This is a genomic window from uncultured Holdemanella sp. (assembly GCF_934754935.1).
Lineage (GTDB): Bacteria > Bacillota_I > Bacilli_A > Erysipelotrichales > Erysipelotrichaceae > Holdemanella.
Genome location: NZ_CAKVJB010000010.1, coordinates 18,155 through 32,065, shown reverse-complemented (window position 1 = coordinate 32,065; position 13,911 = coordinate 18,155). Strand labels below are relative to the sequence as shown.

The 13,911-nt window shown below is 36.1% G+C and carries 15 protein-coding genes; 14 read left to right on the top strand and 1 reads right to left on the bottom strand.

Annotated elements, in window-relative coordinates:
* Nucleotides 1-11 precede the first annotated feature (11 nt).
* The 14 genes from atpF (at nt 12) to Q0E86_RS03935 (ending at nt 12,636) form a co-directional block, all read left to right on the top strand.
* Nucleotides 12-527 (top strand): F0F1 ATP synthase subunit B, encoded by a 516-nt coding sequence (atpF, locus tag Q0E86_RS04000; RefSeq protein ID WP_295754671.1) that lies wholly within the window; start codon nt 12-14, stop codon nt 525-527.
* A complete protein-coding gene (atpH, locus tag Q0E86_RS03995; protein WP_295754669.1) occupies nt 521-1,048 on the top strand; it encodes an ATP synthase F1 subunit delta in 528 nt (175 codons plus the stop codon). The genes atpF and atpH overlap by 7 nt, the downstream gene beginning before the upstream one ends.
* A 12-nt stretch (nt 1,049-1,060) precedes the next feature.
* Entirely contained in the window at nt 1,061-2,596 is a 1,536-nt protein-coding gene (gene atpA, locus Q0E86_RS03990; protein ID WP_295754667.1) for a F0F1 ATP synthase subunit alpha, read from the top strand.
* Nucleotides 2,583-3,431, top strand: a complete 849-nt coding sequence (atpG, locus tag Q0E86_RS03985) for an ATP synthase F1 subunit gamma (RefSeq protein WP_295754666.1) — start codon at nt 2,583-2,585, stop codon at nt 3,429-3,431. The genes atpA and atpG overlap by 14 nt, the downstream gene beginning before the upstream one ends.
* Before the next feature lie 12 nt (nt 3,432-3,443).
* A complete protein-coding gene (gene atpD, locus Q0E86_RS03980; RefSeq protein ID WP_295754665.1) occupies nt 3,444-4,844 on the top strand; it encodes a F0F1 ATP synthase subunit beta in 1,401 nt (466 codons plus the stop codon).
* A gap of 2 nt (nt 4,845-4,846) precedes the next feature.
* On the top strand, nt 4,847-5,242 hold the full coding sequence (gene atpC, locus Q0E86_RS03975; RefSeq protein WP_295754662.1) for an ATP synthase F1 subunit epsilon: 396 nt from the start codon (nt 4,847-4,849) through the stop codon (nt 5,240-5,242).
* Between the two features lie 113 nt (nt 5,243-5,355).
* A complete protein-coding gene (locus Q0E86_RS03970; protein WP_117572063.1) occupies nt 5,356-5,616 on the top strand; it encodes a co-chaperone GroES in 261 nt (86 codons plus the stop codon).
* A 16-nt stretch (nt 5,617-5,632) separates the two neighbouring features.
* Nucleotides 5,633-7,246 carry a chaperonin GroEL gene (gene groL / locus Q0E86_RS03965; RefSeq protein WP_295754661.1) on the top strand — a complete coding sequence of 538 codons (1,614 nt, stop codon included), beginning with the start codon at nt 5,633-5,635 and terminating at the stop codon, nt 7,244-7,246.
* A gap of 182 nt (nt 7,247-7,428) precedes the next feature.
* Nucleotides 7,429-8,601: an ABC transporter substrate-binding protein gene (locus Q0E86_RS03960; protein ID WP_295754660.1), complete on the top strand. Its 1,173-nt coding sequence runs from the start codon at nt 7,429-7,431 to the stop codon at nt 8,599-8,601.
* 53 nt (nt 8,602-8,654) lie between these two features.
* On the top strand, nt 8,655-9,533 hold the full coding sequence (locus tag Q0E86_RS03955) for a branched-chain amino acid ABC transporter permease (RefSeq protein ID WP_288536238.1): 879 nt from the start codon (nt 8,655-8,657) through the stop codon (nt 9,531-9,533).
* A gap of 3 nt (nt 9,534-9,536) precedes the next feature.
* Nucleotides 9,537-10,493, top strand: a complete 957-nt coding sequence (locus Q0E86_RS03950; RefSeq protein ID WP_288519957.1) for a branched-chain amino acid ABC transporter permease — start codon at nt 9,537-9,539, stop codon at nt 10,491-10,493.
* Nucleotides 10,490-11,269 carry an ABC transporter ATP-binding protein gene (locus Q0E86_RS03945; RefSeq protein ID WP_288519959.1) on the top strand — a complete coding sequence of 260 codons (780 nt, stop codon included), beginning with the start codon at nt 10,490-10,492 and terminating at the stop codon, nt 11,267-11,269. The genes Q0E86_RS03950 and Q0E86_RS03945 overlap by 4 nt, the downstream gene beginning before the upstream one ends.
* A 7-nt stretch (nt 11,270-11,276) precedes the next feature.
* Nucleotides 11,277-11,981: an ABC transporter ATP-binding protein gene (locus Q0E86_RS03940; RefSeq protein WP_288536291.1), complete on the top strand. Its 705-nt coding sequence runs from the start codon at nt 11,277-11,279 to the stop codon at nt 11,979-11,981.
* A 4-nt stretch (nt 11,982-11,985) separates the two neighbouring features.
* Nucleotides 11,986-12,636, top strand: coding sequence for a CBS and ACT domain-containing protein (locus Q0E86_RS03935; protein WP_288536244.1), 651 nt, complete (start codon nt 11,986-11,988; stop codon nt 12,634-12,636).
* Nucleotides 12,637-12,668: 32 nt separating this feature from the next.
* Here Q0E86_RS03935 and Q0E86_RS03930 read toward each other — a convergent pair whose 3' ends face one another.
* Complete coding sequence (locus Q0E86_RS03930; protein WP_295754656.1) at nt 12,669-13,877, bottom strand: L-serine ammonia-lyase, iron-sulfur-dependent, subunit alpha; 1,209 nt, start codon at nt 13,875-13,877, stop codon at nt 12,669-12,671.
* Nucleotides 13,878-13,911: the final 34 nt, after the last annotated feature.

Here is a 13,911-nt window from a genome sequence, read left to right as displayed (position 1 = left end):
GAGAATCGGTAATGATTGACTTTAATATTGACAATTATTTGCGAATTTCATTGACCGATGTTGTTTTAGTTTGTATTTCTACATTTTTGATTGTAATGTTTGCCAAAAAATTCTTTTGGGATAAATTACTAACTTTAATTCAAAAACGACAAGATTTAATTCAAGAAAATATCGATTCTTCAGTGGCTATTAAAAAGCAGGCTGAAGATGTTAAAGAAAAGTATGATGAAAAATTGCGTAATGTTTCGCAAGAAGCTCATACCATTCTTGTTTCAGCTAGAGCACATGCGGATCAAGAAAAACAGCAGATTATAAAAGAAGCAAATGATGAAGCTTTGCGTATTAAGAAAAACGCAAATGAAGATATTGAACGTCAAAAGCGTGACGCTCAAAAGGAAATGAAAAAAGCAATTAGTGATGTTGCTTTAAGTGCAGCGAGTCAGTTGATCAAAAAAGAAATGGATGAAGAAACACAAAAACAATTTGTGGAAGATTTTATTGAACAGGCAGGCGATAAACAATGGTAGATTACACGCCTTATGCCCAGGCTCTATTTGAATTAGCACAAGATCCAAAACAAGAAATGGCTTGGATGTCTGAGCTAAAACAAGTAGCGCAAGTGATTACTTCAGTGCCAGAATTGAGTCAAATTCTAGCACATCCAAGTATTCCTCGAGTAAAGAAAAAGGAAATCATCCAGACAGCTTTTGAATCCGAATTAGATACAACTGTGTTTCGTTTCTTGCTTGTGTTAAATGAGCATAATGAACTTTCACATATTGATAAAATTAGTGATGCGTATGAAGAGTGTTATCGAAAGAAACATAGAATTGAAATTGTTAAGGTGACAAGTGCATCAAAACTTGATGAAGATCAATTATCAAGATTGAAAGAGATGTTAGAGAAAAAATTAAATAAAACACTTGAACTTGAAGTGCAAGTGGATCCATCTTTGATTGCAGGTATTAAGGTACAGGCAAATGATTTGGTGATGGATAATACGGTCGTTGCGAAGATTGATGCAATGAAGGAAGCAATTAATAGATAAGCAGGTGATATGATGAGTTTAAATCCAGCAGAGATTTCAAAATTAATCAAAGCTCAGATTCAAAGTATCGACCAGGATCTTGAAATGAATGAAAGTGGTACTATTCTAACAGTTGGAGATGGTATCGCAACGGTATATGGATTAAAAAATGCCATGATGAGTGAATTGTTGTTATTCCCTCACGATGTATATGGTATGGTCATGAACTTAGAAGATGAACAAGTAGGTGTTGTTCTTTTAGGTGATAATTCAGATATCAAAGAAGGCGACGTTGTAAAACGTACAGGTCACATCATTGAAGTTCCCGTTGGTGATAGTTTGATGGGTCGTGTTGTCAACGCATTAGGACAACCGATTGATGGTTTAGGTGAAATCAAAACAGATAAAACACGTCCAGTTGAGCGTGTTGCCCCAGGTGTAATGACAAGAAAGAGTGTTTCTGTTCCATTACAAACAGGTTTAAAAATTATTGACTCTATGATTCCTATTGGACGTGGTCAGCGTGAGTTGATCATTGGGGATCGTCAAACAGGTAAAACAGCTATTGCAATTGATACGATTTTGAATCAAAAAGGTCAAAATGTAAAATGTATTTATGTGGCGATTGGGCAAAAGGCAAGTACTGTAGCTCAAATCGTTGAAAAATTAAAACAACATGGAGCTATGGAATATACTACAATTGTAGCGGCTACTGCATCTGAGGCAGCACCATTACAATATATTGCACCATATGCAGGTTGTGCTATGGGTGAAGAGTGGATGGAAAACGGAGAAGATGTATTAATTGTTTATGATGATTTATCAAAACATGCCGTAGCTTACCGTACACTGTCTTTACTTCTTCGTCGTCCTCCTGGACGTGAAGCCTATCCTGGAGATGTCTTCTACTTGCATTCTCGTTTGTTAGAGCGTGCAGCTCGTTTAAATGAAAACTATGGCGGTGGATCTTTAACTGCTTTACCAATCATTGAAACGCAAGCCGGAGATATTTCTGCCTATATTCCTACAAATGTAATTTCAATTACAGATGGACAGATCTTCTTAAAGACAGATATGTTTAATGAAGGTATTCGTCCAAGTGTAGATAGTGGTTTAAGTGTAAGTCGTGTAGGTAGTGCTGCACAGACAAAAGCTATGAAACAGGTATCTGGTTCATTAAAATTAGAGCTTGCTCAATATCGTGAAATGGAATCTTTTGCGAAATTTGGTTCTGATTTAGATGCAAGTACAAAAGATGTATTGGATCATGGTGCAAGATTGACTCAATTATTGATTCAAAAACAATATTCACCATTAACAGTGCCTGAACAAGTATTATCTTTATATGCTGCAAAAAATAGATATTTAAAACCAGTTGAAGTCGATCAAGTTGGTGAATTTGAACAGGGAATGTTGGAATATGTACATCGTGAATATCCTTATGTTCTAGATCAGATTGAAATGAAAAAGGCAATTGACGATGAATTAGAAGCTGATATTAAGAAGGCTTTAGATGCCTACGCAAAACAATATGCGCTAGAAAAGGGTGCGCAACATGGCACAGAGTAGACAGGCTATTCAGGCTCGAATCAGTTCCGTTAGTTCAACAAAGAAAATCACAAAAGCAATGCAGCTGATTGCTTCAAGTAAATTAACTAGACAAAGACAAATTATGGAAGAAAACCGTAGTTATGCACAAGGTCTTCAAGAACTTTTCACAATGGTACTTCGTAGTGCTGGAAATGATTCTATGTATTTAAATGAGAATCAAGGAAAGCCAAGTTTTATCTTTGTGATTACGAGTGATATGGGACTTTGTGGAGGCTACAACGCAAACGTGTATCGTATGATACAAGATGAGTTTTCAAATGAGGATCATGTAGTTATGGTTGGAGTTCGTGGTGCTGCATGGATTTCAAAACGTGACTATAATGTTGAAACTGTATTAAGTGATCTTGACGAGGATGATGTATATAATGCTTTATCAAAATGTATGCAGGATGCATTAGACTTGTTTGAAAAGAAAGAAATTTCAAAAATTCAAATTTTATATACGCACTATAAAAACACATTGACATTTGTTCCTACTTTAGAAACGGTTTTACCTGTTTCTAAACCTAGTGAAGAAAAGAAGTCAGGCATGCATGCGGATATGATTTTTGAACCAGATAAGGAAACAATGCTGCAAAACATGATTCCTATGGTGACAAAATCAATTCTTTACTCTCGTTATTTAGAGAGTAAAACAAGTGAGCAGGCTTCTCGAAGAATGGCAATGGAGAGTGCAACTGACAATGCAGAAGAGTTGCAGAATGATCTTGAACTTGCATATAACCGTGTACGTCAGGGTGCAATTACGCAAGAAATTACTGAGATTGTCGGTGGTGCAAATGCACTTTCATAAAGGAGGGTAAAGATGAGTCAAAATATTGGAAAAGTCGTTGAGATCATTGGTCCAGTTGTGGATATTCAGTTTTCACAAAATAATTTACCAGATTTATTAACGGCAATTGAAATTGAACGCCCAAATGAAGAAAATCTAATTGTAGAAGTCGAACAAGATATTGGTTCAGATCGAGTACGTTGTATTGCGATGGGAAGTACAGATGGTTTAGTACGTGGTATGGATGCCATTGATACAGGAAAACCAATCCAAGCTCCTGTTGGAGAAAATGTATTGGGTCGTATGTTTAACGTATTAGGTAAGCCAATTGATGGTTTAGGTGATGTAGATGCGAAAACTATGCCAATTCATAGAAAAGCCCCTGCATTTGATGAACAAAGTACGACAAGTGAACCATTAGAAACGGGTATTAAAGTAATCGATTTATTATGTCCTTACGCAAAGGGTGGTAAGATTGGATTGTTTGGTGGTGCCGGTGTAGGTAAAACCGTATTAATTCAGGAATTGATCCACAATATTGCCAAAGAACATGGTGGTAAATCTGTCGTAGTAGGTGTCGGCGAAAGAACTCGTGAAGGAAACGATATGTATCACGAGATGAAAGATAGTGGTGTATTAGATAAGACTGTATTGGTTTATGGACAGATGAATGAAAGTCCAGGAGCCAGAATGCGTGTTGGATTAACAGGTCTTACAATGGCGGAATATTTCCGTGATGTAGAACACCAAGATGTATTGTTGTTTATTGACAATATCTTCCGTTTTACTCAGGCAGGATCTGAAGTAAGTGCCTTATTAGGACGTGTTCCTAGTGCCGTAGGATATCAGCCTACATTAGCTACTGAAATGGGACAGTTACAAGAAAGAATCACATCTACTAAAGATGGTTCAATCACTTCTGTACAGGCTATTTATGTGCCTGCGGATGACTTGACGGACCCAGCTCCAGCAACAACATTCTCTCACTTGGATGCCAAAACCGTATTGGACCGTGATATTGCGGCATTGGGTATTTATCCTGCCGTAGATCCACTGGAATCAAGTTCTCGTATCTTGGATCCACTTGTAGTTGGTGAAAAACACTATAAGGTAGCTCGTGGTGTTCAAAATATCTTACAGAGATATAAAGATCTTCAAGATATTATCGCCATCTTAGGTATGGATGAATTAAGTGAAGAAGATAAGAAGGTTGTAAACCGTGCACGTCGTGTTCGTAACTTCTTGTCACAACCATTTAACGTAGCCGAAGTATTCTCTGGTATTCCTGGAAAATATGTACCTTTGGAAGATACGATTCGTAGTTTCGAACGTTTATTAGCTGGTGAATTCGATGATCTTCCTGAACAAGCATTCATGTTTGTGGGAACAATTGAAGAAGCACAGGAAAAAGCTAAAAAAATGGCTGGTGAATAGTCATGATTGCTTTTAAAGTTGTAACACCTAAAGGCGAATATTTAAAACAAGACGTAAAGAGTATTCATGCAAAGACAGTGATTGGTGAAACTACAATTTTACCAAATCATATGCCAATCTTTGCATCTTTAGTTCCTTGTAAACTTGTTTTAAAGAATGAAAATGACGAAGAAGAGATCTATGCGATTTCTGGTGGCTTTTTACAGTTCAATAAAAATGAAGGTATGATCTTAGCCGATGCGATCGAGGGAAAAAAAGATATCGATCTTGAGCGTGCTAAAAAATCAATGGAACGTGCTAAAGAGCGTTTAGAAAAGAAAGATTCAAATACGAATTTAAAAAGAGCTCAATTATCTTTAGAAAGAGCGATTAATAGAATTCATGTATATGGCGAGTAATCCTCGCCATTTTCTTTTGTTAAATTTTAGCAAACTTATTGCATCAGTGCTAAAAGTGAGTATAATAGTATTTAGCAATTGGAACAGCTAAGTGCTAAAAGGAGGATGATTTTATGTTACAACCTTTACATGATTATGTTTTATTAAAGAAAGAGAAAGAAGAAAAAACTACGGCAAGTGGAATTATTTTGACAAGTGGTAAAGAAAAGTCAAAACTTGCAGTTGTCGCAAGTATTGGAGCAGATGTTAAAGATGCTGGATATGCTTGTGGAGATAAAGTTTTATATAAAGAATATTCAGGAACTACAATGAAGATCGATGATGAAGAATTTATTGTCATCAAAGATGAAGATATTATTGCGGTAAGCAAGTAATAGGAGGTAATGAATTATGGCTAAAGAAGTACGTTTTTCAAAAGATGCTCGCGAATCGATGTTAAGAGGTGTCAACACATTGGCTAATGCGGTTCGTGTTACTTTAGGTCCTAAAGGACGTAATGTTGTTCTTGAAAAGGATTATGGTTCACCATTGATCACAAATGATGGTGTAAGTATTGCCAAAGAAATTGAATTGGAAGATAAGTTTGAAAACATGGGTGCTAAATTGGTATATGAAGTTGCCAATAAGACCAATGATACAGCTGGAGATGGAACTACAACAGCTACTATTTTAGCTCAAAGTATGATTGAAAATGGTTTACGCCAAGTGGATCGTGGAGCTAATCCAGTATTGATGCGTGAAGGTATTGAAAAGGCAGCTAAGGCTGTAAGTGAATATATCTTATCTGTTTCTAAAAAAGTAGAAAGTAGTAAGGATATTGCCAATGTTGCGACAATTTCATCAGGTTCAGAAGAAATTGGTAAGATCATTGCGGATGCGATGGAAAAAGTCGGTCGTGATGGTGTCATTTCAACGGATGATTCAAAAGGCTTTGAAACAGAACTTGAAATTAGTGAAGGTATGCAATATGACAAGGGTTATGTTTCTCCATATATGGTCAGTGATCGTGAAAAGATGGAAGCAACAATGGAAAATGCTTATGTGTTAGTAACAGATCAAAAAATCACAAATATTCAAGAAATTTTGCCTTTACTTGAACAATTGGTTCAGGCAAATCGTGCCTTATTGATTATTGCGGAAGATTTGGAAAATGAAGTAGTTTCTACTTTGGCATTGAATAAACTTCGTGGAACATTTAATGTAGTGGCTACAAAAGCTCCTGGTTTTGGGGATAACCAAAAAGAAATGTTGCAGGATATTGCGATTATGACAGGCGCTAAATTCTATTCAAAAGATTTGAATATGGAATTGAAAGATATGCAGTTATCGGATTTAGGTACAGTTAAAAAGATCGTTGTCACGAAGGATAATACAACAATGATTGGTGGAGCTGGAAGTAAAGAAGAAGTGGCTGCTCGTGTTGCAGAAATTGAAGCGCAAATGGAAAACACAACAAGTGATTATGATAAGAAACGTATGGCAGAGCGTTTAGGTAAATTATCAAATGGTGTTGCGATCATTAAAGTGGGTGCTGCAACGGAAAGTGAATTGAAAGAAAAGAAACTTCGTATTGAAGATGCATTGAACTCAACTCGTGCTGCTGTTAGTGAAGGTATTGTCGTTGGTGGTGGAGCTTGTTTAGTAAAGGCTTATGTGGCTTTGAAAGATGAAGTGAAATCAGATGTAGTGGATGTGCAAAAAGGTATCAAAGTTGTATTTGATGCATTGTTAGCTCCAATTGCACAGATTGCCGATAATGCTGGATATAACAGTGAAGAGATTGTTGAAAAACAAAAAGAAGCTGAAGAAAATGTGGGATTTGATGCCAAACATGGTAAATGGGTCGATATGATCGAATCTGGTATCATTGATCCTACAAAGGTAACTCGTAATGCGTTAATGAATGCTTCTAGTATTTCAGCCTTGTTCTTAACGACAGAGGCTGGTGTGGCAAAAATTGATAAGGACGAACCAGCGCCTGCGATGCCTCAAGGAATGTATTAATAGTTGATTGAATAGCTAAGGTTTTATAACTTTGGCTATTTTTTTTGCGCAAAGAAAACAGTTGAAAAGAATGTAAAATGTAAAACGAGATGTAAATTTAAATGTAATAAAATGTAAAAAGTACTTGAAAACGTTTTCTGCTTGCGTTATTATATCTGTACAACTCGAGGGAGGTATAGATTATGAAAGGTAAATTATTAAAAACGTTTGCTTCTAGTGCTGTTGCATTAAGCATGTTAGTCGGTTGTAGTTCGGGAAGTGGAACTGCTAGTACTGAATTAAAAGAGGGAGATACAGTCAAAATTGGTTTGAACTATGAATTGTCTGGTGCTGTAGCTTCTTATGGTCAAGCTGAGTATAAAGGGGCGTCACTAGCAATCAAACAATACAATGAAAATAAAGATTCAAAATATAAAATTAAAGCTGTCAAAATGGACAATAAGGGTGATGCGAGTGAATCAACTTCAGCAGCTACAAAATTGATGACTGAAGATGGTGTGGCATTCGTTGTAGGTCCTGCAACTTCAGGGGCTTCGATCGCAACATATCCAGTAGCTGATCAAAACCAAGTTCCAGTTATTTCACCATCTGCTACTCAGGTAGACGCAACAATGAATGGGGATTCTCCTTATGAATATGCGTTCCGTATTTGTTTCGAAGATTCATATCAAGGTAAGGCAATGGCTAAGTTTGGATATGAAAACTTAGGTAAGAAAAAAGCTGTAATCATCAATGAAGTAAGTGATTATGGAAAAGGTCTTACTAAGGTATTTACAAAAAAATTTGAAGATTTGGGTGGAGAAGTCGTAGCTACTGAAAGTTATAACGCTAAAGATACAGATTTTGCTGGTATCATCACAAAAGTAAAAGATAAAGGGGCAGATGTATTATTCATCGCTGGTTACTATTCAGAAGCTGGTTTGATTATCAAACAGGCTCGTGAAGCTGGTATGGATTGCACAATTTTAGGTGCTGATGGATTCGAATCTGAAAAATTAGCTGAACTTGCTGGTAGTGAAAACTTAAATAACTGCTACTATTCAACAGCTTATACTACAGTTAACGCAAGTGATACTTTAACAGCCTTTGTAGATGCATATACAAAAGAATATGGAGAAGCTCCAAATATGTTCTCTGCATTAGCTTATGATGCTACTAACTTAGGTTTACAAGCTTTAGAAAAAGCTGGTAAGACAGGTGCTGATCTACAAAAAGCAATTGCTGATACTAAATTTGATGGTTTGACTGGTTCATTCACATTTGATAAAACACATTCACCAAAGAAATCTGTATTAGTTGTTAACTTAGTAGATGGTGTTCAAACGGAAGCCGTTTCAGTAGATCCAAATAAATAAGTCTTTGTTCAAAGGGGGAACAATTCCCCCTCTTTTTTAATAAGGAGGTTAATATGACAGCTTTTTTACAACAACTAGTCAATGGTCTATCCTTAGGAAGTATTTATGCCTTGATTGCCTTGGGATATACCATGGTTTATGGAATTATTAAATTGATCAACTTTGCACATGGAGATATCTATATGCTAGGTGCGTATTGTGCATTTATTATTACAACAAATTGTGGATTGGGCTTTATTCCTGCATTATTAATTTCAATGATCTTCTGTGGAATTGTAGGTGTATTGATTGAACGTATTGCCTATAAGCCACTTCGTCATGCGACTCGAATTACCGCATTGATTACCGCAATCGGTGTAAGTTATGTATTGGAATATGCAACACAATATATTATGGGAAGTGAAGTAAGAACATATCCTAAATTATTAACGAGTGCATCTTTTCATTTAGGACCCGTTACGATTACGATGCAACAAGTCTATATTTTTGTGATTACTGTAATTTTAATGATTGTTTTGCAGTTTATTGTTCAAAAGACAAAAATGGGTCGTGCCATGCGCGCTGTTAGTGTCGATGAAGATGCTGCACGTTTAATGGGTATCGATGTAGATAAGACGATTTCATTTACATTCCTTTTGGGATCTGCTTTAGCAGGTGTTGCCGGCGTTTTAGTTGGTATTTACTATAATTCAATCAATCCATTAATGGGTATGACACCAGGATTAAAAGCATTTATTGCCGCTGTATTTGGTGGTATTGGAAGTATTCCAGGCGCAATGATTGGTGGATTGTTTATTGGAATTGCCGAAACTATGGTTACGGCTTATGGTAGTTCCTTGTATAAGGATGCGATTGTTTACATTATTTTAATTTTGATTTTGATCTTAAAACCAGCTGGTTTATTAGGTAAAAACGTTAGAGAGAAGGTGTAAGTCATGCGTAAAGAATTATTGAATAAGGCAAATTTGGCTTGGCTTTTACTTTCTATAGTATCTTTTGTAGTTTTAACGATTTTAATGAAAGTCGGAATTATTGGATCTTATTATTCCATCACTTTATATAATATTTTTATTAATATTATTCTAGCCGTTTCATTAAACTTAGTTATTGGTGTATGTGGTCAGTTCTCATTAGGACATGCTGGATTTATGTGTATTGGTGCTTATTGTGCTGGTATTATGGTTAAAATGATGCCAAATATGACAGGACTAGTGATTGGCGTATTGATTGGTTTTGTTCTTTCAACCATTGTAGCTTTGATTGTTTCTATTCCAACATTGCGTTTAAAAGGGGATTATTTGGCAATCGCAACTTTGGGTTTTGCCGAAATCGTGCGTATTTTAGTGCAAAATATGGAAATCACAAATGGAGCAGCCGGACTAAATGGTATTCCTAAATTAACTACATTTCCGTTGTTGTTTGTGTGTGCTGTTATTTCAATTTTAGTTGTTTGCAACTTTACACATTCTGCTCCTGGACGTGCTTGTTTATCGATTCGTGAAGATGAGATTGCCAGTGAGGCAATGGGTATCAATACGACAAAATATAAAGTTATTGCCTTTGTGATTGGGGCCTTACTTGCTTCTTTAGCTGGAGCCTTATTCGCATGTAACTTCTATGTTATTAAGCCAGATCAATTTACTTTCAATAAATCAATCGATATCTTAGTCATGGTCGTATTTGGTGGTATGGGCTCTATGACATCGAGTGTTTTGGCAGCTGTTGCGATTGGTATTATCAATGTTGTTTTGGCAAACTTCTCAGAAATTCGAATGATTATTTATGGTTTGGCATTGGTCGGAATCATGATCTTTAAGCCAACTGGAATTTTAGGTACTAAAGAATTGTCATTTAAGAAATTATTTGATAAGCGAAAGGAGAAATCTGCATGAAAACGATTTTAAATGTAAAAAATTTGACAAAGAATTTCGGTGGTCTTTGTGCAGTTTCTAACGTGTCTATGACAATCAATGAGGGTGAGCTTATTGGTTTGATTGGTCCAAATGGTGCGGGGAAAACAACATTATTCAACTTGTTGACAGGTGTTTATGAACCAAGTAGTGGCTTGATTGAGTTGATGGATCAAGATAAGAGTATTCAGATTGGTGGATTGAAGCCTTACAAAATCACAAACTTAGGTGTTGCACGTACATTCCAGAATATTCGTTTGTTTAAATCTATGACTGTCTTAGAAAATGTTAAGGTGGCGATGCATAAAAATATTCGTTATGGAAGTTTAGCTGCAATTTTACGTTTGCCTACATATTATAAAGAAGAGAAGTGGGTCGAAGAAAAGGCAGAAGAGTTGTTAAAAGAAGTTGGATTGTATTCTTTAAGAAATGAATTGGCGACCAATCTTCCTTATGGTAAACAAAGAAGATTAGAGATTGCTCGTGCTTTGGCAATTCAACCAAAAATTTTATATTTGGATGAGCCGGCTGCTGGTATGAATCCGCAGGAAACAAAAGAGTTAACAGAATTGATTGATCATATTCGAGAGAAATATAAATTAACTGTAATCCTGATTGAACATGATATGTCTTTGGTTATGAAGATTTGTGAGCGTATTTATGTTTTAAACTATGGTAAAATGATAGCGAATGGTACGCCTGAAGAAATCAAACAAAATGAGTTTGTAGTTAAGGCCTACTTAGGAGAGGAGATCTAGTATGGCAATGTTAGAAATCAAAGATCTTCATGTGCATTATGGTGTTATTGAAGCTTTAAAAGGTATAAGCTTAGAAGTAAATGAAGGTGAAATTGTTGCGTTGATTGGTGCCAATGGAGCTGGAAAAACGACAATGATGCAGTCAATTAGTGGTATCGTTAAAAAGTCGGGTGGAGAAATCAACTTTTTAAATGAGTCGATTATGAAGGCCAATCCGAAACATATTGTTGAGATGGGTTTAACGCAAGTGCCAGAGGGTCGTCGTATCTTTACAGGTATGAGTGTATATGAAAACTTGATGATGGGCGCTTTTTTAAGAAAAGATAAAGATGGAATCAAGCGTGATTATGAAAAGGTTTGTGAGCAGTTTCCAATCTTAAAAGAACGTATGAATCAGGATGCTTCTACTTTATCTGGTGGTGAGCAACAAATGTTAGCGATGGGACGTGCTTTAATGGCTAAGCCTAAATTGTTACTTTTGGATGAGCCTAGTATGGGGCTTGCTCCTATTTTGGTTAAGGAAATCTTTAATATTATTGAAGAAATCAATAAGTCGGGAACAACGGTTTTATTGGTAGAACAAAACGCAAAGATGGCTTTGTCGATTGCTCATCGTGCCTATGTTTTAGAGACTGGTAAAGTTGTAATGTCAGGAACAGGTGAAGAGCTTGCCAAGAGCCCTGATGTTCAAAAGGCATATCTAGGAGGATAATAAGATGTTTAAAGTTAAGGATTATATGACAAAAAATGTTATATGTGCTGAACCAGATGCAACGATTTCACAAATCATTGATTTGATGAAGGAAAAGGGGATTCACCGTGTTCCTGTTGTTGAAAAAGGTCAACTTGTTGGATTGATTACTGAGGGTATGATTTCAAATTCGGGTACAACGAATGCAACAAGCTTAAGCATATATGAATTGAATTATTTATTGTCAAAAACGACTGTAAGTACTGTGATGGTTAAAAAAGTCATTTCTGTGGATGAAAATGAATTGATGGAATATGCGACACAGAAAATGTTGAAAAACAACATTGGATGTTTGCCGGTTGTCAATGCATCGGGTGAAGTTACGGGTATTGTAACGCAAAATGATGTATTTAAATGTTTCTTGAATGTTCTTGGATGGGATGAAGTGGGTTCAAGAATTACGGTTGCCGTAAAAGATGAGATTGGTGCGATTGGTAAATTGTCGGAAATCTTTGTTGAAAATAAGGTGAATATCAATCATATTGGTGTGTATTCTTTTGAAGATGGAATTGCCAATCTAGTTATTCGTTGTGATACAACAGAACCAGATGATTTACAAGCGGATTTAGAACGAAAAGGCTATAAAGTATTAGAGTGTTTTGTTCGTGATAAGTAATATAAAAGGTCTAATTCATATGAATTAGGCCTTTAAGCTTTTTCTGGTACAACTACGGCTAGTCCGCCTAGTGCACTTTCTTTTAACTCAATTGGAAGTTTCTTTCCTGTTAGATTCATGGTTTGAACAACCATGTCAAAACTTACACGATTCTTTTTTACGTTGCGTAAATATTTAGCAAGTCTTGCGGCATCTACACTTCTTTGTGCAGCTACGGCATTTCTTTCAATACAAGGAATCATAACGTATCCGCCAACTGGATCGCATGTGAGTCCTAGATGGTGTTCTAATCCAATTTCTGCAGCACATTCGATTTGTTCATTATTTTGAAGTTGGCAATAAGCAACAAAGGCAGCACCCATGGAGCAGGCAGCACCAACTTCGGCTTGACATCCGGCTTTAGCTCCTGAAATGGTTGCGTTTGTCTGAATTAGATTACCAATCAATCCGGCAACCTTAAGTCCTTGGATAATTGTCTTTTTAGGATAATTTTGATCGTGATAGAAATGGTATACAAGACTAGGTAATACACCGCAACTACCCATTGTTGGAGCAGTTACGACAATGCCTCCACTGGCATTTTGTTCGTTGGCTGCATAGGCATAGCTACTTAGTAATAAACTGTTTTTGTCTTGGATATCACTACAACTTTGTGCGGATTGGTATAATGCGTGGGCTACACGATCAATTTTTAAGCTTCCAGGTAATACACCAGTCTTCTTTAATCCTGTATTTACTGTTTTTAGCATTTGTTTAAAGATTTGATTCATGTAAGAGTCAAAATCAGGACCTTCAACTTCATCAATATATTGGTCTAAACGTAAATGTCGTTCATTACAATAGACTTGGATATCATCCATCTTTGTGTGTGGATAAATTTCTGGGTCTACATTGCCTTTTTTACCATCAATTTCAATTTTACCGCCACCAATTGAAACAAATGTGTGTTGCGCAATTTTTGTATCATTGTCAAATACTTCAATAATCATTGTATTGGGATGTTCAACAGGCGTTTTCATATCAAAGATGATTTCGCATTTACTAGCACCTAATGTTTTTAAAATGATCTTATCTGTAAGGTGTCCTTTTCCTGTAAGTGCTAAAGAACCAAATAGAGTGATTTTGAAATGTGAGGCATCTGGGTATTGTTCATTGATATACTTAGAAGCCATCATTGGACCGAATGTATGAGAACTACTAGGTCCGGGTCCGATTTTATAAATTGTCTTAATACTTTGCATGTCATTTTCCTTTCTGGAACCTTAATATATTATA

Excerpts from the sequence above, each read along its gene's own strand:
- Q0E86_RS03935 (WP_288536244.1), top strand. The coding sequence starts at position 11,986 with ATGTTTAAAGTTAAGGATTATATGACAAAAAATGTTATATGTGCTGAA.
- Q0E86_RS03930 (WP_295754656.1), bottom strand. The coding sequence starts at position 13,877 with ATGCAAAGTATTAAGACAATTTATAAAATCGGACCCGGACCTAGTAGT.
- atpA (WP_295754667.1), top strand. The coding sequence starts at position 1,061 with ATGAGTTTAAATCCAGCAGAGATTTCAAAATTAATCAAAGCTCAGATT.
- atpF (WP_295754671.1), top strand. The coding sequence starts at position 12 with ATGATTGACTTTAATATTGACAATTATTTGCGAATTTCATTGACCGAT.
- Q0E86_RS03960 (WP_295754660.1), top strand. The coding sequence starts at position 7,429 with ATGAAAGGTAAATTATTAAAAACGTTTGCTTCTAGTGCTGTTGCATTA.
- atpC (WP_295754662.1), top strand. The coding sequence starts at position 4,847 with ATGATTGCTTTTAAAGTTGTAACACCTAAAGGCGAATATTTAAAACAA.
- atpH (WP_295754669.1), top strand. The coding sequence starts at position 521 with ATGGTAGATTACACGCCTTATGCCCAGGCTCTATTTGAATTAGCACAA.
- Q0E86_RS03940 (WP_288536291.1), top strand. The coding sequence starts at position 11,277 with ATGTTAGAAATCAAAGATCTTCATGTGCATTATGGTGTTATTGAAGCT.
- atpD (WP_295754665.1), top strand. The coding sequence starts at position 3,444 with ATGAGTCAAAATATTGGAAAAGTCGTTGAGATCATTGGTCCAGTTGTG.
- groL (WP_295754661.1), top strand. The coding sequence starts at position 5,633 with ATGGCTAAAGAAGTACGTTTTTCAAAAGATGCTCGCGAATCGATGTTA.
- Q0E86_RS03970 (WP_117572063.1), top strand. The coding sequence starts at position 5,356 with ATGTTACAACCTTTACATGATTATGTTTTATTAAAGAAAGAGAAAGAA.
- atpG (WP_295754666.1), top strand. The coding sequence starts at position 2,583 with ATGGCACAGAGTAGACAGGCTATTCAGGCTCGAATCAGTTCCGTTAGT.
- Q0E86_RS03950 (WP_288519957.1), top strand. The coding sequence starts at position 9,537 with ATGCGTAAAGAATTATTGAATAAGGCAAATTTGGCTTGGCTTTTACTT.
- Q0E86_RS03955 (WP_288536238.1), top strand. The coding sequence starts at position 8,655 with ATGACAGCTTTTTTACAACAACTAGTCAATGGTCTATCCTTAGGAAGT.
- Q0E86_RS03945 (WP_288519959.1), top strand. The coding sequence starts at position 10,490 with ATGAAAACGATTTTAAATGTAAAAAATTTGACAAAGAATTTCGGTGGT.